This window comes from Pedobacter frigiditerrae (assembly GCF_004331645.1).
Classification (GTDB): Bacteria; Bacteroidota; Bacteroidia; order Sphingobacteriales; family Sphingobacteriaceae; genus Pedobacter; species Pedobacter frigiditerrae.
Genome location: NZ_SJSK01000005.1, coordinates 20274 through 40321, shown reverse-complemented (window position 1 = coordinate 40321; position 20048 = coordinate 20274). Strand labels below are relative to the sequence as shown.

The window sequence follows — 20048 nt, the reverse complement described above, 5'->3', positions numbered from 1 at the left end:
TTTTTTGGGAATGTTTTGAAACTAAAACCGTTCAAGTTTTTGTATTGTTGAGCGGCAATGTCCAATGGTTCGATTAGGTATGATGGGCAAAGAATTGAGCCCTGTCTTTGTATGGATATGATTGTTTATTTTTTTTAAACCCACAGACCCAATCTTGCCTTTTTTTCAATATCAATGGCAAATAAAGGTGTTTCTTCAAGGTTATGCGCAGCCAGGTTCTCGGCCATCCCGGCCTTAACTGCTTCAAGGTCGGTTATCCCTGCCTTTTTGAGCAGTTCGAGGAATTGGTCGGTAAAGGAAACTACCACATGGTTTTCCAATTCGCAAGTGCTTGCAGTGAGGCGATGTAGTACCAGTTCCCAAGTGATGCCCAGCTTGGTGTTTCCTAGACCTGAAATGGAATCGGAGATGGAATTGACCCTACAGTGGCTTGGCTTGGAAATATCCTCCTGGTAATGCTGTACGAGCAGATTGCCCGCAATGAGCTCTACATTGATAGACACGCGTTTGCCATTCTCGTTAAACGATATGCCACTTGCGATGTGTGAACTTGAGCAGGCCTGATATTCATGGTTTTTAAGACTAAACAGCCATTCGGTAAGGTTGATTTCATCAAAAGGAGCCTTTATGTTTGCCCTAGATGTGCTTTCTGCAATGATTTTCATATGGAGATCACTTTAATAAGCTCTGCTGTTGTTTTAAGGGAATGCCCATAATTTGGAAAGGTGATACCGGTCACGGCATTTACTTCTTCCCAAGCAAAGGCTGCGATACCATCGCTAACCAAGGTTACATGGTAGCCCAGTTCAACGGCATAACGTGCTGTAGAATCGATACAGGTATTGGCACGCATACCAGCGATGATTACCGAATCTATGTCATGCTGTTTCAATAAAAAATCAAGATCTGTGTTAGCAAAACCGCTTGCCGTCCAATGATTTTGAGCAACAAGGTCACCTTCTTGTGGCGCTAGATCTGGGTGGAATTCTGCGCCCCAGCTTCCCTTTTCAAAAAGCATTAGGTTTTTGCTGCCAAGGTGAGATGGGGAGAGGAATTTCCATTGCTGGTAGTCATTTATTGTGGTGTGGTGATGCGGTGCATAGATTACCTTGATTCCCTTTGCCCTAGACAGGGAAAGGAGCTGCTGTAGATTGGCAATCATGTTGCTTTCTGTTACTGTTGTCTTGGTCTGTTCCCAGAGTTTTCCGCCCTCGGCTAAAAAATCGTTGAATGGATCGATCAATACGAAGGCTGTTTTTTTTGTTTCCATGATGTTAAGTTTAATAGGGTTGAAATGTTTTATTTTACTTCAAATGGCAGAGAGAGGTTTTTGGATAATATGCTGAATACGTTATATACGCCCAACATGGGTTTATCCATTTTTTTTTCCATTTCCTTTCCATCGGGCGCACTGATTTCCATGTAGCAGGCAACCGCATCGAATTTGAATTTTGTTTGATTATTGACATGGAACAATGGAACTGATACCCTGATTACCTTACCTACCGTTGCCACGGGATAACCAGGAGAATCCATATACATGTTCATTTCTGGTGCAGTTTTTGGTTTTGTGACTAAATCGGCCTTTTTATGCTCCTTTACGGAAAGCCCGCCACCCACGCGATCATCCTTGATCAGGATTACCCAATGCGGATGCCAGAGGATTCCATCATTGGCAAAGTTTCTATCATTGTTTTCGTCCCAAAGTGGTGTGTCATCAAAATCAGGATGTGAGGTAAGTGCCAAGGCAACAATTCCTTGGGTACTGCTGAAACCAATGTCTTCGGGTTTAAGTGTAGTTGGGAATACATAGCCAAGTACAGGTGCCATGTCAAATTTCCAGATAGCCTTGGGCTTTGTTTCTCCTGCCTTGCCACCTACTGTGATCTCGAACTCGAGTGTATTGTTTAACTTGTTTTGGGTAATCCTTGCTGCCTTTATGTTGAAGTCTTCAGAGTTGGCATAGGCACTGCATTTTTCGCAAGCGATGGCTGCATTTGTAGCGCACAGAAAAAAAAGAGCACTGATAATTAAAGTTTTCATATTGATTTTTTATTATTAATGAATTGATTATTTAGTGTTGGAAGTGAATTTCTTGATGTAATCTGCGCACAACTTTGGGTGTTGATGTTGAGGGCCGTGACCAGCTTTTGAAAAGATAATCAGTTGCATTGCTTTCACGTTTTTGACTAATGGGAACCAATTTTCTACAGCAAAGCTTGGATCATGATCACCCATTAAAACCAGAATGGGAATGCTCGACTGGTATAATTTCTCTTTAGCGTTAAATTTATCTTCCCTGAAACTAACTCCACCTTGAAAGTAATTTTCGAATTGCTCTGGTTTTACTGGAAGGTCTAGATCTGATTTTCTCAGTGCTAAACGCTCGTGAGATTTTTTCGCCATGGCTATACTTTCTTTTGATAAAGGCTCGAAAAATAAAATCAGCTCGTCGTTAAAATCATAAACAGGCTTTAAGGCAGAATCAAAAAATATTTGTTCTGGTGCAACCGGGTTTTCGCCGAGGGGATTGGATCCAATGATAATGACATGGGATACCAATTTTGGATACATTGCTGCAAATGATTGTACCACAAGACCTCCATAAGACCAGCCACCGATAATTACTTTATGGAGACCAAGGACGTCTATAAAAAGCTGAATGTCCTTTGATAGTAGCTCAGTAGTAACCTGATGCTTGCCTTCTGATAAACCAATACCTGGATAATCAAATGTGATTACCTGAAACCTCTTGGCCAGATGGGCCAAGAATTTAGGGTCCCAGGTGTCTAGCGTTCCTCTAAAACGATTGCACAATAAAAGAGGCTTTCCTTTGCCTATTGTGCGATAGGCAATTTTTCCACTAGCCGTAGCGATGAATAAATTTGGTGCTGTGATTGCAGCTTTTAATGAAATTGACATGATTTATTAATTTTGATGGTTTAACTCAGCATTCGATGGTCTGTCCAATTTTTGGGAGCAAGAGCTCGATGCCTTCCTTGGCAAATTGTTCGATAGTCTTTTGGTGGTCGATTACGATCAAGGCAAAGGTGTCGTAATGAACGCCCATTGCTTTTGTTGCGCCTACCATTTTACAAGCCAGTATTGCATCTTCAGCACCAATGGTAAGATCATCGCCAATGGGAAGTATGGCTAAATCTATTGAACTCCAAGCCTTGATCAATTCCATGTCTTTGGTAAGTGCTGTATCGCCACTGTAATAAAAACTACCTTTATTGGTTTTAAATACGAAGCCACTCGGCGCACCGCCATAACTACCATCGGGCATACTGCTCGAATGCACGGCGGTTACACACTTCACTTTACCAAATTCAAACTGCCATTGACCTCCTGGATTCATGGGATGTGTATTTTTTACTCCTTTCTTTGTAAGCCAGTCCCTTATTTCCCAATTGGCAACTACTGTTGCACCAGTGTGTATGGCAATGTCAACTGCATCCAAAATGTGATCAAAATGGCCATGGGAAATAAAAATGTAATCGCAGGCTATTGATTTCACATCAACATCCTTCGCTAGTTCGTTGCCTGTTATAAAAGGGTCGAAAAGTATTTTTTTTCCACCCAGCTCAACAGCGAAGCAAGAGTGTCCATAGTAGGTTAGTTTCATATTCATTTTTTATTTGAATGTTGAAATACTACTATCAGACCAAATATTAAGCTTTTGAATATCAGTTGTTTATGTTTTTCAGGTTTGCCGAAATATCGAGAGTTAACTAATTGTCGATAATCTGCTTGACTCGTTGGAGCTTTTTGTCTCTGTTTTTAAGCCATCTAAAATTAAGTTCCCTGACAATCGCAATTATCGATATCACGTACAATAACGAAATGTCGATAGGGTCTTACTGTTTTTTTGTTATTAATTATTTGATAATCAATTGATTGATTTAATGGCATATCATTAGTAATTAAGATGATATCATTAAACCAGGAACTCAGTTCTATAAAACAATAAGATTAAAATATATGGAAGCAACAAAACCTCTAAAAGCAATTATGGTTCCCTCGGTAGGCGATGATCCAGCATTATCAAGTGAAACCAAGCATTTTTTAACCGCCCTGAACAATAGTGGAGGTGAGCCAATTGAATCTATGGCACCAATAGCGGCAAGAAAAGTATTGGTAGGCGCACAGTCCTCAGTGGAGGTTGACACTTCAGGGATTACGGAAACCGAAAATATTGTAATTGCAGATGGCTACTCTGTTAAGCTAAACATTGTTAAGCCTACAGGCACAGTTGGTGTTCTACCAGCATTTATTTTCATCCATGGTGGTGGTTGGGTATTGGGAGATTATCCCACGCACCGTAGGATGGTAAGGGATTTGGTTGTTCTTTCAGGTACGGTGGGGATTTTTGTAAACTATACACCTGCTCCGGATAAACAATATCCCACACAAACCAATGAGATTTATGCAGTAACCAAATGGATAGCTGAAAATGGCAGTCAATTTGGTATAGACGGCAAGAATATCGCTTTGGTTGGTAATAGCGCTGGAGGAAATATGGCTACCGTAACGGCAATTAAGGCACTGGAGCATAATGGACCTGAAATTAAACTTCAAATCCTTTTCTGGCCTACGGTAAACAGCGATTTCGAAACGTCCTCTTATCAAAGGTATGGAAAGGAGCGATTTTTAACCACTCCATTGATCAAATGGATGTACGACAACTACATTCCTGGCCACGAGACCAGGAAAGAAATCTATGCCGCTCCATTACTTGCGCCAATTGAGAAGTTAAGGGGGTTACCTCCAACATTGATTCAGGTAGGCGAAGCAGACATATTTTATGATGAGTGTTTAGCTTATGGTAGAAAATTGGATGAGGCGGGTGTTAACGTTACCACTATGGTGTATGCTGGTGCCATTCACGATTTTGGGTTATTGAATCCGTTGGCGCATACTGCTCAGGCCAAGTCCCTTTTCTTGCACGCCGCCGCAGAGCTAAAAGCTTATTTAAAACCGGTCATTTAATCTCAGATAAATTTTTTAAATACTTTAATAAAAAAAAATGAACAATTTAACGCAAACAAGAAGCAGTCAACGATTGATATTCGTTTTGACTTGCTTATTCGCCATCCTATATATTCCTAGGCTAAATGCGCAAACAAATTTTGATGCTAAGTCTTTAAAATCTAAAACGATTGTATTTGTAACTGGGGCCTTTGTAAGCAATGAATGCTGGGCAGAATGGGAACAATATTTTAAAGAAAGGGGTTATAAAACCATTGCGCCAGCCTGGCCAAATAAAGAAGGGGTTCCTTCTGCCTTGCGTCAAAAACACCCAGATAGTGCAATTGCCGCTTTAACCTTAACGCAGGTTGTTGATCATTATGCTTCGATTATTAGCAAGCTACCAGAAAAACCGATTGTAATGGGACATTCTTTTGGTGGTTTGATTACTCAATTACTAGTACAGCGAAATCTAGCAGAGGCGGGGATCATTTATCATTCTGTTGCCCCAAAAGGAGTAATTTCTACAAGATGGTCTTTCATTAAATCTGTGACACCTGCGCTTGGCTTATTTACTTCAAAAGATAAAACCTATTTAATGACCTTTAAACAATGGCAATATACTTTTACCAATGGGATGAGCTTGCAAGAGCAACAAGAATCTTATGATAGATTGGTTATCCCAGAATCAAAGAGAGCGGCAAAGGGCGCACTAACAAAAGAAGGTAAAGTTGATTTCAAGAAACCACATGTGCCTTTATTATTTGTGTCGGGCGATAAGGACCATATCATTCCATCATCATTGAACAGGAAGAATTTTAAACGATATAAGGATAAAAATTCCATTACAGAATATAAGGTCTTTGCTGGTCGAAACCATTATTCATTAAGTCAGTCAACTTGGAGAGAAGATGCAGATTATATCTTAGATTGGCTTAGTTTTTAATCAATATCATGGAAATTAATATTACACACATAGATACTGCTTGTGTACTGTTGGAAATTAATGGTTATAAAATTCTTACTGACCCTACATTGGATGGGGCTGGTGGGACCTATTACCATGGATTCGGTGCCTTTTCCAGTAAGACAAGCAGCCCTGCAGTTGCAGAGTCTGAACTGGAAGATGTTGATTTGATAATATTAAGCCACCACCAGCATAAAGATAATTTTGATATTAAGGGTAAAGCTTTTGCCTTTAAAAATGGGAATATAATTTCAACAAAGGCTGCTGCAAAAGAAATGGATGGCGTGAAAGGCCTAGATGATTGGGAAAGTTTTGAGGTGAAAACGGATCGGTTAAAAAACCTCAAGATAACTGCAACGCCAGCACAACATCGGCCATGGTGGATTCCGGAGTTTGTATCAGGAAAGGTAATTGGTTTTATCATCGAATTTGATGGACAGGAAAATGGCGTAATTTATATCTCTGGGGATACTGTATATTTTGATGGCTTGGTTGAGGTGGCAAAACAATTTAAGATAGATGTTGGTATTTTTCATGTGGGATCAGTACAATTTAGGTATTTGACGGGTTTGGGCATGTATACAATGGATGCCAAAGGCTTGCTAAAAGCGGCTGGATTAATGAAGCCAAGGTTGGTAATTCCTATTCATAGAGAAGGCTGGACACACTTTAAGGAAAAGGAATCGGACTTAGAGCTTATTATTAAAGACGACACGCATTTTAGAGATAAAACTTTGTTTCTTGAATCAGGTGTAAAAACAAGGATTTAAAGGTACAGCTACAAATGTTATGATTTTAAGCTATATTTAAGGTTTAAATCTATATCAAAAAGTGTTCGAACAGATCAATACGAGTGTAAGCAATTATATTGCCTTTAATCCAGAAGAACTGCAAATATTTAATCAGCTCTTAAAACATAGGACAATTCCAAAGAAGCATTTTTTGTTGCGAGCCGATGAGGTTTGTAATTTCGAAGGCTTTGTGGTTAAAGGATGTTTGCGAAAGTACTATATAGATGAGAATGGGCAAGAGGTAATCATCCAGTTTGCTGTAGAAAATAATTGGATCAGCGATATTGCAAGTTTTTCTAATCAACAACCAGGTAAGCTGTTTATTGAAACACTGGAGGAATCATCTATACTCTACCTCAATCCGCAAAGCAAGGAAGAGTTGTTGTCACGTGTGCCAAAGTTTGAAAGGTTTTACCGCAAATTGGTAGAGCGGAATGTATCTTTGCTGCACAATCGCTTGCACTTTAGTATCTCCAAGACTGCGGAGGAGAAATATCTTGATTTCCTAGAAAATTATCCTAGCATTCCACAACGTGTTGCCCAGCATCACATAGCATCTTATTTGGGTATGTCGGCCGAATTTTTAAGTAAAGTGAGGAAAAAGTTAGCGAAAAGGGGAAGTCATTCTTGAATATCTTCTTGTGTTAAAAATTTCCATATCAAGCAAATTAAGGCCGAGTTCATATTTTAGCTAAATTACCATATGTCGTTAACCACGTTAAATATTATCGATATATCGGTATTTAGTTTTTAGGTTTTTGCTGTAATTGCTTGATTTTTAGGTTATTGTTTTATGGTATGCGAATTGTTTACCAATGATACTTTATGGGGAAAATGCAAATAATTCGAAACTTAATAGGTACAATTTTACTGCTGTTATTGGCAAATTTGATTTATGGACAACAGGCAAATGTTGTTGATAGCCTTTGGATTAGGGTTAAGCCAAGTTATGACAGCGTAAGTAAGTTTCATCGTAAAGTCTTTGGAGAAAATTACCGTAAGGAATACGCAATGGCTACCAAGGTGCCCGTACTGAGAATGTCGCAGCTTCACGGAGGGTTAATGGCAACCGAGAAAGGAGGCGGGAACCAGTCAAGGTCTTTAAGGCTGGTAGATAAGAATGGAGCTGAATGGGTATTAAGAAGTGTAGAAAAATATCCAGAAGTGCTATTGCCCCCATCCTTCAGAAATACCGTTGCCAAAGACATCATTAAGGACAATATGGTGTCACAGCATCCTTTTTCAGCATTGGTGGTTGCAGAACTTGCAGCCGCAGTTGGTGTTCCACATAGTACTCCAGTGATAGGTTGGGTTGTTGCAGACCCAAACTTAGGCGAATTTTCGAGTGATTTTGCCAACTCTTTGTGCCTGTTGGAATTGCGTGAGCCATTGGGTAACTCGGACAATACAGAGAAAATGTATGTCAAGTTAAACAACGATAATGATATTTTATTCGATGCCAATTTATACCTTAAGGCTAAGGCGCTCGATGTACTGATTGGTGATTGGGATAGGCACGAAGATCAGTGGAGGTGGAAGCAACTTAAAGGAAAGCAAGGAACAGTTTATGTTCCTATTCCGAGAGACAGAGATCAGGTGTTTTTTAGATCGGATGGTTTGATACAAAAATTAGCACAATCATCTTGGTTATTACCTATGATGCAAGGGTATGAACGAGATATTAAAGACATTAATTGGTTCTTATGGGAGGGAAGAGAGCTGAATAGCAGGTTTTTTGCGAATATGAGTGAGCAGGAATGGAATGCAACAATTGAAGGTTTCTGTTCGGAGATAACCGATCAAGTGTTAGAAAGGTCGTTGATGAAACTGCCAATCAGTAACAGCCAACTTCAATATGGATTTCTGGAACAATTGAAACGAAGACGAAAAGCATTGCCTGAAATGATGACCAAATACTACCATTTTTACCATAAAATCATAGACATAGAGGTTACCAACAAAGATGAAAAGATAGAAGTTAGTGATACTGGGAACAAGGCCTTGTATGTTAAAGTCACAAAAGCAAAGCAAGGAAATGCCATTATATTTGATAAGGTCTTTGATCCTGGATTAACAAAAGAGATTAGGATTTACACCCATAACGGTAATGATAGCTTACTCATTAACAATAAGACCTCTCCCGTTAAAATTAGGATTATAGGGGGAGAGGGAAATAAACTTTATCAAATAGAGCAGTCTCATCGAGCAATATTACTGTACGGTAAAACAACTAATGCAACTTACAAAGGGGCCGCTATTAGAAAGCTAACCAAAAGTTTAGCTGATGATAGCGCAAATGTTGCCTATGTGGCAAAGGATCTCTACAAAAGGAAGTTCACCTTCTTAAATGCAGGCTATAACCCTGATGATGGATTGCTGCTTGGCATGTCTTACCGAATCAAGCATCCAGGTTTTAGAAAGAGCCCCTATAGAGATAGCCAAACATTCTCCTTCTTACATTCCTTTGCCACCTCTGCATTTAAGTTTAACTACAAAGGGCAGTGGAATAAGCTGCTAGGAAATCTCGACTTTTTGATTGATGCAGAGGCAAATGCGCCAAGCAATACGCAGAATTTCTTTGGCTTTGGCAACCAAACAAAGTTTGACGATTCAGTTGATGGGATAAGCTATTACCGGACAAGGTTTGATCGTTATCATTTTGATCCTTCTTTGAGCTATCAAAACGATAAGATAGCTGTAAAATTTGGACCATCGTTAAGCTATTACCGCTATAATGTTGATGATAACCTGGGAAGATTCATCACAAACAGCGAGTTACTCCATTCCAATGATAGTTTAACAATTGCAAAGGACAAGGTTTATGCTGGATTGACTACTGACTTGATATTTGATAGCCGAGATAATTCCATCCTGCCAAAAACTGGAGCTTTGTTGGAGTTGAAATTACAAGGTCATAAGGGACTAAATCGTTATGCTGAGTCTTTTGCACAGCTGAACATCGATTTTTCTTTTTATCAAAAAATAGGGCCGAGCGGCAATTTGACTATTGCCGAAAGAATAGGTGGTGGAATTACGGCTGGCAGGCCAGCTTTTTTCCAGTCGCAGTTTTTGGGAGGCCAAGGAAATCTTTCGGGTTTTAGGCAGTACAGATTTGCAGGTAAGCATATTGTTTACAACAATCTAGAAATACGCCTTAGGTTAGGTAACTTTGTTAATTACATCATTCCAGGTGAAATTGGCTTACTGGGGCTTTATGATGTTGGCAGGGTATGGGTGCCAAATGAAAAAAGTAATTCATTACATCAAGGCTTTGGCGGTGGATTTTATTTTGCACCAGCATCACTAACGGTTTTAAGGGTTATGGCTAGCCATTCCAATGAAGGGTGGTACCCATATGTGTCATTGGGTTTCAGGTATTAATTAGTGCTTAAATCTCAATGGTGTAAACCTTTCATTCTCGCTACTCCATCAATCGACGAATTTATGGGGGAAAGTATCTTTTTGTAGCTTAAGTGCCTCGAATTGTCTAATTGGAGTTGTAAAGACGGTGTCACATAAAAGTACTCCCTTATAGCCTGAAGTAGTTTCCACGCTATGTATGTACTTAAAGCTTTTGGTAAATTGATCGAAGACCTGATCGACTAGATTGATGGATAGTTCATGTATCTCGAAATGAAAATTGTCTTGTATGCAGATAATTTTTTTACGATCATGGTACTGGAAGTCCATGTGATACCCTTGTTCATGGAGCTCGATGATCCATTTGGTAATGTTGTGATTGGTGTTAAGTTTAGGTGGAAATTGAGTTTTCATATTAGTTATTGTTTAAAGGCTACTTCTCTTTCATAAATTTCAAGCCATATTTTTAAAATTTTGATAATCAATTAGTTAAATTGCTTAAGAATTGAGTCAGCAATGGTATTACGCCAATTTTCGACATTGTTTTGTGACATAGCGCCATTAAAGGACTTTGGATTGCTAGCTACTGTGAACCGAAAAAAGGCAACCACATGTTATTGGGGTTGCCTAACGAAAAACATGAAAAAAAACTATAGTGTAATAAATATGCTAGACCGAATTTGCTTGGTGATGTTTTTGGTGCGATGGCCCTTTCCCCAGGTGTCTTCAAGTAATAGTACATCGCCACTTAAAAATGTTCGTTTTGCACCAGTAGAAGTTTCTATTTCTATAGTGCCATCCAATAAGATAATGTATTGTTTGGCAGGTGCCTGATGAAAATCGTAGTCGTAATCAGGCTTCACTTTTCTAAAGATAATATTCCCAACTTTTTGTGCTTCCGAAAGAAAACCAATTTCTCCATTTGCTGCCATAGGGATTTCTAAGTCTTGAAAATGACTATCTCCCTTGGCATCTGGAAATATCCTGGTAATTTTAAATGTTTCCATTGCTAAAGTTTTTATGGTACCAATCTAGGGCAAGTGAAATGTCTTCTTGGATAAGGTTGTGGCCTGTGCTTAAGTTCATGGCAGTAGTTGCAAAGCCATTGTTTTGCAAGGCAGTAACATAGGCATTTGTTGCATCCGGATCTATGGTTGTGTCAAATTGACCTAAAGTTAACAATACAGGAGCTTGGTTAACTGCTTTGAAAGCTGGCAATTGTTTATAGGGTTGCATTGGCCTGAATAAAATAGCACCCGCTAAAAGTCCAGGTTCGTCTATTAATACAGCGCCCGCTATGTTTGCCCCATTAGAATAACCCAATGCAATTACCTTGTTAATATCGAAGTTTTCTTTTTTAGAAGTTTCCCTTAAAAAATGAATTAACTCTTGGGTTCTAAATGATAAATCTTTTTCATCAAATATTCCCATTCCCAAGCGTTTAAAAAACCTTGGCATTCCATGTTCTGTAACGTTTCCCCTTACCGAAAGTATATTGATGTTATTACCAAAGTTTGATGCTAATGGCAATAAGTCTGTTTCATTGCCTCCAGTTCCATGCAACAATAAAAGTGTCGCTGCGGGTTGTATTGGAGCTGCTTGGTAAATGTATTTTAATGATTGATATTCCATGTTAGTTAATCTAAGGCTACGAGTTGTTTAATAATTTCATCACGTTGTTCTTCATATTGGATTGGTAATTTTAAGTTTTTGCCAAGTTCTTCAAGTGGTTCATCAACGGTGAAACCTGGGTTTTCGGTTGCGATTTCGAACAATACACCTCCCGGTTCCCTGAAATATAGAGAGTGGAAATAATTCCTGTCTATCTGAGGAGTGATGCCTAAACCAAGCTCCACAATTTTTTTGCGGAATTCCATTAATACTTCATCGTTTTTAACCCTAAATGCCACATGGTGAATGGTTCCATTTGCATTAAAACCTCTTTTCTCGCTTTCAATTTCTACCAAATCAACAATTGCTGCATTTGTTACTGCCTTAGTAATATATCTTGTTCTATTACCCTCTTTTGCACTTAGTTCGTAACCAAATATTTCAGTTAATATCTTTGCTGTTGCAGCAATGTTATTTAAGGTTAAGGTAATGTGATGAAAGCCCTTAGTAGCGATATCTGCTTTAACCTGGTCAGTTTCCCAAGGTTTTCTATCATCATTTTTAACTTCGGTTAATTCGAGTTTAAGTCCATCTGGATCAAGAAACGTAAGGTACTTCTCGCCAAATTTAACAGCTGGTTTGTTATAGGTTACGTTATGTTCCTCGAAACGGGTTATCCATTTTTCTAAGCTGCCCTCAGGTACTGAATAGCCAATTTCTGTTGCCATTCCAGCACCCTTTCTACCTTGAGCGATTTCATCTCCCCAAGGGAAAAAAGTTAAAATAGTGCCTGCACTTCCTTTTTCATCCCCAAAATAGAAGTGGTAGGTGTGTGGATCGTCAAAGTTGACTGTTTTTTTAATGAAACGAAGTCCGATTACTTTAGTGTAAAAGTCGAAATTTCTTTTTGCGTTGCCAGCGATCGCTGTAATGTGATGGATGCCTAATATCTGATTGTTCATGATTTTGTTTTTTATAGTTTATCTTCTTTGTTTACAAACAAATTTGAGGTGTTTTTAAAACCTGTGCATTGAACTAGGACAAGAAAACGCTTATGTTTATTATTTGTACTGATAGCCTCCGTAAAAATTTACAGGGCTCCACGCTGGAATTGCCTTTGGAATAATTGGTGCATATTGACTGAAGTCAACATCGCCATAAACAGGTTTCCCATTTAAGATGGTAAGTTTAGCTCTTATGTCCTTTATCTCTTCGGGATTTATGTTTAGGTAATCTGCAGATAAGATGACCATATCTGCTAAGAAACCAGGCCTGATCATACCCCTGTCTGTATTCTGGTTAATTAATGATGCACTGCCTTGGGTATAAATTTTAAGGGCTGTTGTCCTGTCCAACTGATTTTCCTTGGCGGCAAATTCTAATCCCCCAATAGACTCTCCGGTAACCAACCAATAAATACCAACCCATGGGTTATAGCTAGAAACTCTGGTCCCGTCGGTACCACCACCTAATTTAATCCCCATGTCTATCATCTGTTTTATTGGAGGTGTATTTAATGCTGCCTTTTTTCCATACCTACCAATAAATGTCTCCGCCTGAAAAACCATCCTATCCTGTATGGCAATACCACCTCCAAGCGCTTTAATTCTTTGTAGGTTTTCAATGGAAACGGTTTCTGCGTGGTCAAAAAACCAGTTTAAGTTAGCTAAGGGAGTTTCTTTGTTTACTTCCTCAATTACATTTAAAAATCTGGTAATGCTTTCGTTATAGGTGGCATGCAAACGGAATGGCCAACGATTTTTAACCAAAGTGCCAATCACCGCCTTTAATTGCGGCTCCATGGCATTTACCAATTCTGGACGAGGCTTAGTAAAGTTCTCAAAATCTCCAGCAGCGGCTACCAAATTCTCGCCACCACCTTGTACATGGTATTCTGTAGCATGGTTATGCTGGTCAGTAATATCAACCATGTTGATCCATTTTTGATAATCTTGTAACTCTGACCCTGGCTTTTGGGCGAAGAGATAGTAGGGGAGCCTAACTGTTAATTCTCCAGTTTTAGTTAGCAAATCAGTAATGGCATAATCATCAGGGAAGTTTTGGAAACCTCCACCTGCATCTATCACACTGGTTACCCCAAGCGAGTTAAGTTCTGACATGAACAGTTTGGTAGAGTTTATCTTTTCCTGTTGACTTAACTCAGGCAGTTTTGCCAAGGTAGAATATAAGATAAGCGCATTAGGTTCTGCAACCAGTAAGCCAGTTGGTTGCCCGTGCATGTCTTTCTGGATTAAGCCCCCATTTGGATTTGGCGTATTTTCATCAAGGCCTAATTTTTCTAGTCCTGCTTTGTTTAAAAATGCCTGACCGTATAAATGAAGTACAAATGCAGGTGTTTTACCCGTAGCATCGTTAATTTCTTTAAGTGTAGGAAGTCTTTTTTCTGCAAACTGGTATTCAGACCATCCACCTACCACTCTAACCCATTGTCCTTCAGGTGTTCTGGCTGCTTGTTCTTTCAGCATTTCTAATGCTCTTGCGAGTGTTTTAACCCCATCCCAGCGTAATTCGGTATTGTAAAACCTTCCGCCCCTTATTACGTGTAGATGTGAATCATATAAGCCTGGGATTAGGGTATTACCCATCGCATCTATCAGCTTAGTATTTTTGGACTTTAATTTTAATACTTCATTATTATTGCCAACGGCGATAATTTTATTGCCTGCTATGGCTACGGCCTGAGCTGCTTTTTTGGAGTCATCTAGCGTAATGATTTTCGCATTACTGATAATTATATCTGCCTTTTGCTGCGCTATTGCAAAATTTGCGAACAATATAAAAATCAAAATTAGTGTAAAACGTGATTTCATGATTTATTCTTTAGAATGGGGAATTTGTTATGGAAAAAAAAGCAGGGCTTGCGTGCCCTGCTTTTTTTCTTAGTGTGCTAACATCTCATGAGCATATTGAATCCCGATACCATAAGCACCTCCATATTTTTTAACAAGGTCTGTTACAGGTTTGTAAGTTTCTCCTCTTGCCCAATCACGTTGTAATTCTAGTAAATATTGAATTGATGTGATTGGATGTGCGCCAGCTTGAACCATACGAGTTACCGCTTGGTCATGTGCCTCTTTAGAAACGTCTCCACTTGCATCAGTAATTACATATACGGTATACCCTTCATTAATTGCTGAAAGTACTGGGCCAACGATACATACACTTGTCCATAAACCACCCATTACCAATGTTTTCTTTCCCTTAGCTGTGATGGCTTTGTGTGCATTTACATCTTCCCAGGTGTTCATGGTGGTGCGGTCTATATAATTAGAACTTGCTTTAGGATAAAATTCCAGTAGCTCAGGGAAAACCGGGCCACTGAATGATTTTTCTGCAACGGTGGTTACCACTGTTGGAACCTTAAAGATTTTTGATGCACCAGCTACAATTGCAGTGTTGTTTCTAAGTTGGTCAACAGTGATGCTTTGAACAGGAAAGGCCATCTGGCTTTCATAATCAATCATAACCAGTGTATGGTTGGTGGGTGTTAGTAATAATGGACTTGGTTTTTGTGCAAAACTGTTTAATGAGGCGATGGCAACTAATGCCGATAGAATTAATTTTTTCATTTTGTTATTTTTTTAAAAGGTTATTTTGTTTTCTTTTTACAACTCAAAGTTGCGGTGTTTAAAAAACCTGTGCATTGAACTAGGACAAGAAAAATATTTTTTTTGGAGGTCAGCCATTCGGCTTAGAAATAGGCTTAAGTTGCCGTTACGAAAAGCTCAATCTGTGATGCAATGTATTTTGGAAACTCATGCTGTACACCGTGGCCTGAACTAGGTATAACTATCAGTTGCATCGTTTTCCATTTTTTGCTTAATGGAAACCAGTTTTCAACCGGACAGCTTGGATCATGATCGCCCATGATGACCAGGATTGGCACCTTGGTTCCTGCAAGTTTTTCTCTTGAATTGAACTCGTCTTTCTGATAGTCGGCAACTCCTTTAAAGTAGTCCCCGAATTTTTCAGGAGTTACCATTATGCTTCGGTCTGTTTTTCTGGCGGCAATCCTTAGATTAGAAGCCTTAGCTGCGGCCCTGCTTTTTGCAGAGCTAGGTTCAAAAAATAAAATCTCTTCATCCTGTAGATCGTTTACAGGTTTAAAGGCTGCATCTAAAAATGCTTGTTCATAAGGAGTGTCATTTTTTCCTGGGGGATTTGCTCCTATAAGGATAAGATGAGACACCATTTCGGGAAAATGAGCAGCAAAACTTTGCGCAACTGCGCCACCGTAAGACCATCCCAACAGCCTAAATTTTGATAATTTAAGTGCAGCAGCAAATTGTTTCACATCAGTTGCAACCCCAAGCATGGTGGGTGCCAATCGGCCCGATGATAGGCCTATGCCAGGGTAGTCGAAAATGATGACCTTGTTGGTTTTCGCTAAGTTGTCCAAGAATAAAGGGTCCCAGGTATCCAGTATCCCACGAAGGCGATTGCATAGGATTAATGGACTTCCGCTCCCTATAGTACGATAGGCAATCTTATTGTTGCCAGCTTGGATAAACTGTGTTTTTGCATTTACCGCAGTTACGTTGTTTTGTTTTTCTGTTTTTTTTGATCTTTTTTGAGTGCTTGCAAAGGTTGAAGCTGCCCAAAGCAAAAAGAGTATCAAATAGATAATTTTTTTAGCATTCATGATTGTTTAGGTTTAATTGTCAATTCTAATTGTTACCCTACCATTGGTGTGCCTTTTTTTATATATCTGATTTACAGGTTTTTATTGTCTGAATAGGCTTTGGAAATTACCGATATGTCACTGGTTGCCGAAATGTCGATTTTGGGAATGAGCGAATGGATTGATTACAAATTTACGCCGGAAGATTATGTAGCCAGCCAGGACACGGTGGTGGCCTATGGAACCTATAATGGAACCTACAAAATTACAGGCAAGCCATTTGAAGCAAGAGTGGCCCATATTTGGAAATTGAAGGACGGAAAAATAATCAGCTTTGAGCAGTTTGTAGATAGCCAAACGGTAAATGATGTCATGAGATAAATTATATTAAAGTTCATTTCGCAAGATTTGAACCTTTTTTGTTTAGGTAGTTGTTCAGGTTGGTAATAACTAATACAGTTAATCTAAAGCGCTATCGGCGATCTTCAATTTAGACCCCGATATTCATTGGGGGTAAATCCTGTTTTTTGTTTGAATAACCTTGTAAAATGCTGCGGATATTTAAAGCCCAGATCATACGAAATTTCACTCAATGATCTATTTCGGTCATATATTTTTTCCTTGGCTATTTCTATGATTTTGGTCTGTACATATTCCTTGGCAGATTTTCCAGTATCCTTTTTAATAAGGTCACCAAAATAGTTAGCAGAAAGGTGCAATTGTTCTGCAAAATAGGAGACCGAAGGCAATCCTTTTTCTTTTGGTCTGGCAGAATTGAAATAGCTGTTCAATAATTCTTCGAATTTTGCCAGAATACCTTTGTTAATATGCTCCCTGGTGATGAACTGGCGGTCGTAGAAACGGATACAATAGTTTAAAAAAAGCTCAATATTAGAAACCATAATCTCTTTGCTATGTCTGTCAATAGACTGTTGTAGTTCGTATTCGATTTTTGAGAAACAATCCAAAACAAGCTTTTTTTCACGTGTAGATAAATGCAACGCTTCATTGGAATGATAACTAAAGAAATGGTACTGATCCATTTTTTTAGCGAGTGAAGTACCTAATATTAAATCTTGATGAAATATCAAACCCTGGCCCTTTGGCTGATAATAACTACCATTACTGTCTACCTCAATTACCTGTCCAGGTGCAAGAAATACCAAAGTACGGTCCTGATAATCGTAAACCTCACGCCCATATTTTAAGTCTCCACATTCTACTTCTTTTAAAAAAATGGCATATATCCCAAAAGTCATACGGCCACCGTTCCTTTGAACAGCTTTTGAAAAATCCAATACGCTTACCATAGGGTGCAGGGTTTCATGATTATTAAAATCATTGTATTGGGATACGGTGTTAAAGTTGAACGTATTTTCCATCTTTTATATAATAACTAAACAAATTTAAGAATTCTTTTAAAGGCTACATGTATCGCATGGTCATACCAGTTAAACTGGTAAGTAATACAGTAATCTGTATAAATCAAATGTTCAATTTTAAGTGGAATTTTGTACTGTTAACTAACAATTTAGCACATAAAAATATATTCAGTTATGAAATACATTAAAATTGGAGAACTTGAAGTTTCACGTCTAGGACTCGGCGCAATGTCTATGTCTGGTTTTTATGACATAGGTTCTGGAAGCGATGGAGAATCAATGCGTACAATCCACCGAGCACTTGAACTGGGTGTTACTCATATTGATACTGCGGAGATTTATGGTCCGTATATCAATGAAGAACTCGTGGGACGGGCGATCAAAGGACGCCGTGACCAGGTAGTACTCGCTACAAAATTTGGTTTCGTTTCCCATACAGGTGGGGGTCCAGGTGTAATAGACAGCAGTCCTGCAAACATCCGTAAAGCGGTTGAAGGGTCATTAACAAGATTGGGTACTGACTACATTGATCTTTATTATCAGCATAGGGTAGACCGTAATGCACCAATCGAAGATACTGTAGGCGCATTAGCTGAACTTGTGAAAGAAGGTAAAATAAAATATATCGGACTTTCGGAGGCAGGAGTAGAAACGATCCGCCGGGCTCACGTTGTGCATCCTATAACAGCCCTCCAGACAGAATATTCATTATGGACACGTGATCCGGAAGCTGAACTGCTTCCATTGCTACGTGAACTAGGAATCGGGTTTGTGCCTTACTCTCCGCTTGGCCATGGTTTCCTAACTGGGCATATCAAGTCACCAGATCAGCTCGCAGACAACGACTGGCGCAAGACCAATCCGCGCTTCATAGGTGAAAATTTTCAGCGTAACTTAAGTATTGTAGAGGAAGTAAAAGTTATTGCAGATGAACTCGAAGCAACAATGGCTCAGATTGCACTTGCTTGGTTGCTTGCGCAGGGAAATGATATTGCACCTATACCTGGTACCAGGCGTGTGGCCCGTGTTGAGGAGAATATTGCTGCAGATAATATTGATTTAAGTTTTGCCCAACTACAACGATTAAACAATCTTACTCCAGCTTCTGGCGAACGTCATAATGAGGCGAGCATGGACACTATCGATCGCTAATCTCCTTAATTCAATCACACACAGATTAATAACCAAAAATTAATTTAAATGAAAAATCTAAAGATAAAATCAGTCTGTATCTCGATGGCATTATTTGTTTGCTGCCATACAGCCAAAAGCCAAACCAACACAGAAGCAAATACTTCCAGTACATCAGTAACAACGATACAAAGGGTAACCTTTCCCAATAGAAACGTTATCCTTGTTGGAAATCTTTATTTGCCGAAAGCATTTGATAAGAATAAAAAGTATCCCACCATATTGGTCGGGCATCCGGCTGGAGGTGTAAAAGAGCAAACTGCCGGATTGTATGCACAAAAACTAGCAGAACAAGGATATATTGCACTGGCATTTGACGCATCCTATCAGGGTGAGAGTGGGGGAGAACCCCGATTTTTGGAAGATCCTGCCGTACGTGTAGAAGATTTCCGTGCCGCTACGGATTACCTAAGTATCCATCCTTCTGTTGATCCGACTAAAATTGGTTTACTGGGTATCTGTGCAGGAGGAGGTTTCGCTATAAAGGCAGCCGAAACCGAACATCGCCTCAAGGCAGTGGCAACCATTAGCATGGCTGATCTTGGGCAGCTTCGCAGGGATGGTCTTAATGGGACAATGAAAGCCCAGGTTCAGCAACGTTTGGATGACGTAGCCAAACAACGAACTAAGGAAGCGAATGGTGGAGAAATAAGGTACATGAATTATGTTCCAAACTCTCTTCAGGATATTCCTGCTAACGCTCCTGTTATGTATCAGGAAGGTTATGAGTATTACCGCACAAAAAGAGGACAGCATCCCAACTCAACCAATAAATATCTTTTTACAAGTCTGGATAAACTCATTGGCTTTACAGCTCTTGACCATGTTGAACTAATCTCTCCACGCCCGCTATTACTCATTGCCGGAAGTATAGCAGATACCTATTATTACAGTCAGCAGGCATATGCTCAGGCCCAGGAACCGAAAGAACTATATACTATTGAAGGAGCTACACATGTGGCACTGTATGATACTCCAGAATATGTATCTCAAATCGTAAAAAAACTTACAATATTCTATGGGAAAAATCTTTAACTATAACCGTTAATCGGTACCAAACTGCATTCTTTCTTTCAATTATATGTTGGTTGTTATTCTTCCAAAATTTTCGAAAAAAACCTCCTATTTCAATC

At 39.2% G+C, this 20048-nt stretch carries 20 protein-coding genes; 8 read left to right on the top strand and 12 right to left on the bottom strand.

Annotation, left to right across the window (positions count from 1 at the left end; translation table 11 throughout):
• Window positions 1-134: 134 nt before the first annotated feature.
• The 5 genes from EZ428_RS17920 to EZ428_RS17900 are packed head-to-tail and all read right to left on the bottom strand — an operon-like array spanning window position 135 to window position 3628.
• Window positions 135-665: a hypothetical protein gene (locus tag EZ428_RS17920; protein WP_131554580.1), complete on the bottom strand. Its 531-nt coding sequence runs from the start codon at window positions 663-665 to the stop codon at window positions 135-137.
• Window positions 662-1270 (bottom strand): isochorismatase family cysteine hydrolase, encoded by a 609-nt coding sequence (locus tag EZ428_RS17915; protein ID WP_131554579.1) that lies wholly within the window; start codon window positions 1268-1270, stop codon window positions 662-664. The genes EZ428_RS17920 and EZ428_RS17915 overlap by 4 nt, the downstream gene beginning before the upstream one ends.
• Window positions 1271-1299: 29 nt before the next feature.
• Window positions 1300-2043 carry a hypothetical protein gene (locus EZ428_RS17910; protein WP_131554578.1) on the bottom strand — a complete coding sequence of 248 codons (744 nt, stop codon included), beginning with the start codon at window positions 2041-2043 and terminating at the stop codon, window positions 1300-1302.
• 27 nt (window positions 2044-2070) lie between these two features.
• On the bottom strand, window positions 2071-2922 hold the full coding sequence (locus EZ428_RS17905; protein ID WP_131554577.1) for an alpha/beta fold hydrolase: 852 nt from the start codon (window positions 2920-2922) through the stop codon (window positions 2071-2073).
• Between the two features lie 25 nt (window positions 2923-2947).
• The gene (locus EZ428_RS17900) at window positions 2948-3628 is read right to left on the bottom strand and encodes a metal-dependent hydrolase (RefSeq protein WP_131554576.1); all 681 of its coding nucleotides are present in this window, start codon (window positions 3626-3628) and stop codon (window positions 2948-2950) included.
• A 356-nt stretch (window positions 3629-3984) separates the two neighbouring features.
• Between EZ428_RS17900 and EZ428_RS17895 the strand changes: the two genes are divergently transcribed.
• The 5 genes from EZ428_RS17895 to EZ428_RS17875 all read left to right on the top strand — a co-directional run bounded on the left by EZ428_RS17895 (window position 3985) and on the right by EZ428_RS17875 (window position 10110).
• Window positions 3985-4992, top strand: a complete 1008-nt coding sequence (locus EZ428_RS17895; protein WP_225871088.1) for an alpha/beta hydrolase — start codon at window positions 3985-3987, stop codon at window positions 4990-4992.
• 37 nt (window positions 4993-5029) lie between these two features.
• Window positions 5030-5917: an alpha/beta hydrolase gene (locus tag EZ428_RS17890; protein ID WP_131554575.1), complete on the top strand. Its 888-nt coding sequence runs from the start codon at window positions 5030-5032 to the stop codon at window positions 5915-5917.
• Window positions 5918-5925: 8 nt separating this feature from the next.
• Complete coding sequence (locus EZ428_RS17885; RefSeq protein ID WP_131554574.1) at window positions 5926-6708, top strand: MBL fold metallo-hydrolase; 783 nt, start codon at window positions 5926-5928, stop codon at window positions 6706-6708.
• Window positions 6709-6769: 61 nt separating this feature from the next.
• Window positions 6770-7360, top strand: coding sequence for a Crp/Fnr family transcriptional regulator (locus EZ428_RS17880; RefSeq protein WP_131554573.1), 591 nt, complete (start codon window positions 6770-6772; stop codon window positions 7358-7360).
• 203 nt (window positions 7361-7563) lie between these two features.
• Window positions 7564-10110, top strand: a complete 2547-nt coding sequence (locus EZ428_RS17875; protein WP_131554572.1) for a BamA/TamA family outer membrane protein — start codon at window positions 7564-7566, stop codon at window positions 10108-10110.
• Window positions 10111-10739: 629 nt separating this feature from the next.
• Here EZ428_RS17875 and EZ428_RS17870 read toward each other — a convergent pair.
• The 6 genes from EZ428_RS17870 to EZ428_RS17845 form a co-directional block, all read right to left on the bottom strand.
• Window positions 10740-11096, bottom strand: a complete 357-nt coding sequence (locus EZ428_RS17870; protein ID WP_131554571.1) for a cupin domain-containing protein — start codon at window positions 11094-11096, stop codon at window positions 10740-10742.
• Window positions 11083-11721 (bottom strand): alpha/beta hydrolase, encoded by a 639-nt coding sequence (locus EZ428_RS17865; RefSeq protein ID WP_131554570.1) that lies wholly within the window; start codon window positions 11719-11721, stop codon window positions 11083-11085. Before EZ428_RS17865 ends, EZ428_RS17870 begins: the two co-directional genes overlap by 14 nt.
• Window positions 11722-11726: 5 nt before the next feature.
• Entirely contained in the window at window positions 11727-12662 is a 936-nt protein-coding gene (locus EZ428_RS17860) for a ring-cleaving dioxygenase (protein ID WP_131554569.1), read from the bottom strand.
• A gap of 99 nt (window positions 12663-12761) precedes the next feature.
• Window positions 12762-14531 carry an amidohydrolase gene (locus EZ428_RS17855; RefSeq protein WP_131554568.1) on the bottom strand — a complete coding sequence of 590 codons (1770 nt, stop codon included), beginning with the start codon at window positions 14529-14531 and terminating at the stop codon, window positions 12762-12764.
• Window positions 14532-14600: 69 nt separating this feature from the next.
• Window positions 14601-15290 carry a hydrolase gene (locus tag EZ428_RS17850; RefSeq protein ID WP_131554567.1) on the bottom strand — a complete coding sequence of 230 codons (690 nt, stop codon included), beginning with the start codon at window positions 15288-15290 and terminating at the stop codon, window positions 14601-14603.
• Window positions 15291-15424: 134 nt separating this feature from the next.
• Window positions 15425-16363, bottom strand: coding sequence for an alpha/beta fold hydrolase (locus tag EZ428_RS17845; RefSeq protein ID WP_131554566.1), 939 nt, complete (start codon window positions 16361-16363; stop codon window positions 15425-15427).
• Window positions 16364-16477: 114 nt separating this feature from the next.
• Between EZ428_RS17845 and EZ428_RS17840 the strand changes: the two genes are divergently transcribed.
• Window positions 16478-16723, top strand: coding sequence for a nuclear transport factor 2 family protein (locus tag EZ428_RS17840; RefSeq protein ID WP_131554565.1), 246 nt, complete (start codon window positions 16478-16480; stop codon window positions 16721-16723).
• Between the two features lie 104 nt (window positions 16724-16827).
• Here EZ428_RS17840 and EZ428_RS17835 read toward each other — a convergent pair whose 3' ends face one another.
• The gene (locus tag EZ428_RS17835) at window positions 16828-17724 is read right to left on the bottom strand and encodes a helix-turn-helix domain-containing protein (RefSeq protein WP_131554564.1); all 897 of its coding nucleotides are present in this window, start codon (window positions 17722-17724) and stop codon (window positions 16828-16830) included.
• A 174-nt stretch (window positions 17725-17898) separates the two neighbouring features.
• Here EZ428_RS17835 and EZ428_RS17830 point away from each other — a divergent pair, with 174 nt between their 5' ends.
• The gene (locus tag EZ428_RS17830) at window positions 17899-18876 is read left to right on the top strand and encodes an aldo/keto reductase (RefSeq protein ID WP_131554563.1); all 978 of its coding nucleotides are present in this window, start codon (window positions 17899-17901) and stop codon (window positions 18874-18876) included.
• Window positions 18877-18924: 48 nt separating this feature from the next.
• Window positions 18925-19950 carry an alpha/beta hydrolase gene (locus EZ428_RS17825; RefSeq protein WP_205945749.1) on the top strand — a complete coding sequence of 342 codons (1026 nt, stop codon included), beginning with the start codon at window positions 18925-18927 and terminating at the stop codon, window positions 19948-19950.
• The last annotated feature ends 98 nt before the right edge of the window (window positions 19951-20048 follow it).

Bases quoted from the DNA above. Each gene is read 5' to 3' on its own strand.
- EZ428_RS17860 (WP_131554569.1), bottom strand. From the start codon at position 12,662: ATGAACAATCAGATATTAGGCATCCATCACATTACAGCGATCGCTGGC.
- EZ428_RS17900 (WP_131554576.1), bottom strand. From the start codon at position 3,628: ATGAAACTAACCTACTATGGACACTCTTGCTTCGCTGTTGAGCTGGGT.
- EZ428_RS17920 (WP_131554580.1), bottom strand. From the start codon at position 665: ATGAAAATCATTGCAGAAAGCACATCTAGGGCAAACATAAAGGCTCCT.
- EZ428_RS17850 (WP_131554567.1), bottom strand. From the start codon at position 15,290: ATGAAAAAATTAATTCTATCGGCATTAGTTGCCATCGCCTCATTAAAC.
- EZ428_RS17915 (WP_131554579.1), bottom strand. From the start codon at position 1,270: ATGGAAACAAAAAAAACAGCCTTCGTATTGATCGATCCATTCAACGAT.
- EZ428_RS17910 (WP_131554578.1), bottom strand. From the start codon at position 2,043: ATGAAAACTTTAATTATCAGTGCTCTTTTTTTTCTGTGCGCTACAAAT.
- EZ428_RS17885 (WP_131554574.1), top strand. From the start codon at position 5,926: ATGGAAATTAATATTACACACATAGATACTGCTTGTGTACTGTTGGAA.
- EZ428_RS17855 (WP_131554568.1), bottom strand. From the start codon at position 14,531: ATGAAATCACGTTTTACACTAATTTTGATTTTTATATTGTTCGCAAAT.
- EZ428_RS17875 (WP_131554572.1), top strand. From the start codon at position 7,564: ATGCAAATAATTCGAAACTTAATAGGTACAATTTTACTGCTGTTATTG.
- EZ428_RS17905 (WP_131554577.1), bottom strand. From the start codon at position 2,922: ATGTCAATTTCATTAAAAGCTGCAATCACAGCACCAAATTTATTCATC.
- EZ428_RS17840 (WP_131554565.1), top strand. From the start codon at position 16,478: ATGTCACTGGTTGCCGAAATGTCGATTTTGGGAATGAGCGAATGGATT.
- EZ428_RS17845 (WP_131554566.1), bottom strand. From the start codon at position 16,363: ATGAATGCTAAAAAAATTATCTATTTGATACTCTTTTTGCTTTGGGCA.
- EZ428_RS17830 (WP_131554563.1), top strand. From the start codon at position 17,899: ATGAAATACATTAAAATTGGAGAACTTGAAGTTTCACGTCTAGGACTC.
- EZ428_RS17890 (WP_131554575.1), top strand. From the start codon at position 5,030: ATGAACAATTTAACGCAAACAAGAAGCAGTCAACGATTGATATTCGTT.
- EZ428_RS17835 (WP_131554564.1), bottom strand. From the start codon at position 17,724: ATGGAAAATACGTTCAACTTTAACACCGTATCCCAATACAATGATTTT.
- EZ428_RS17870 (WP_131554571.1), bottom strand. From the start codon at position 11,096: ATGGAAACATTTAAAATTACCAGGATATTTCCAGATGCCAAGGGAGAT.
- EZ428_RS17825 (WP_205945749.1), top strand. From the start codon at position 18,925: ATGAAAAATCTAAAGATAAAATCAGTCTGTATCTCGATGGCATTATTT.
- EZ428_RS17895 (WP_225871088.1), top strand. From the start codon at position 3,985: ATGGAAGCAACAAAACCTCTAAAAGCAATTATGGTTCCCTCGGTAGGC.
- EZ428_RS17865 (WP_131554570.1), bottom strand. From the start codon at position 11,721: ATGGAATATCAATCATTAAAATACATTTACCAAGCAGCTCCAATACAA.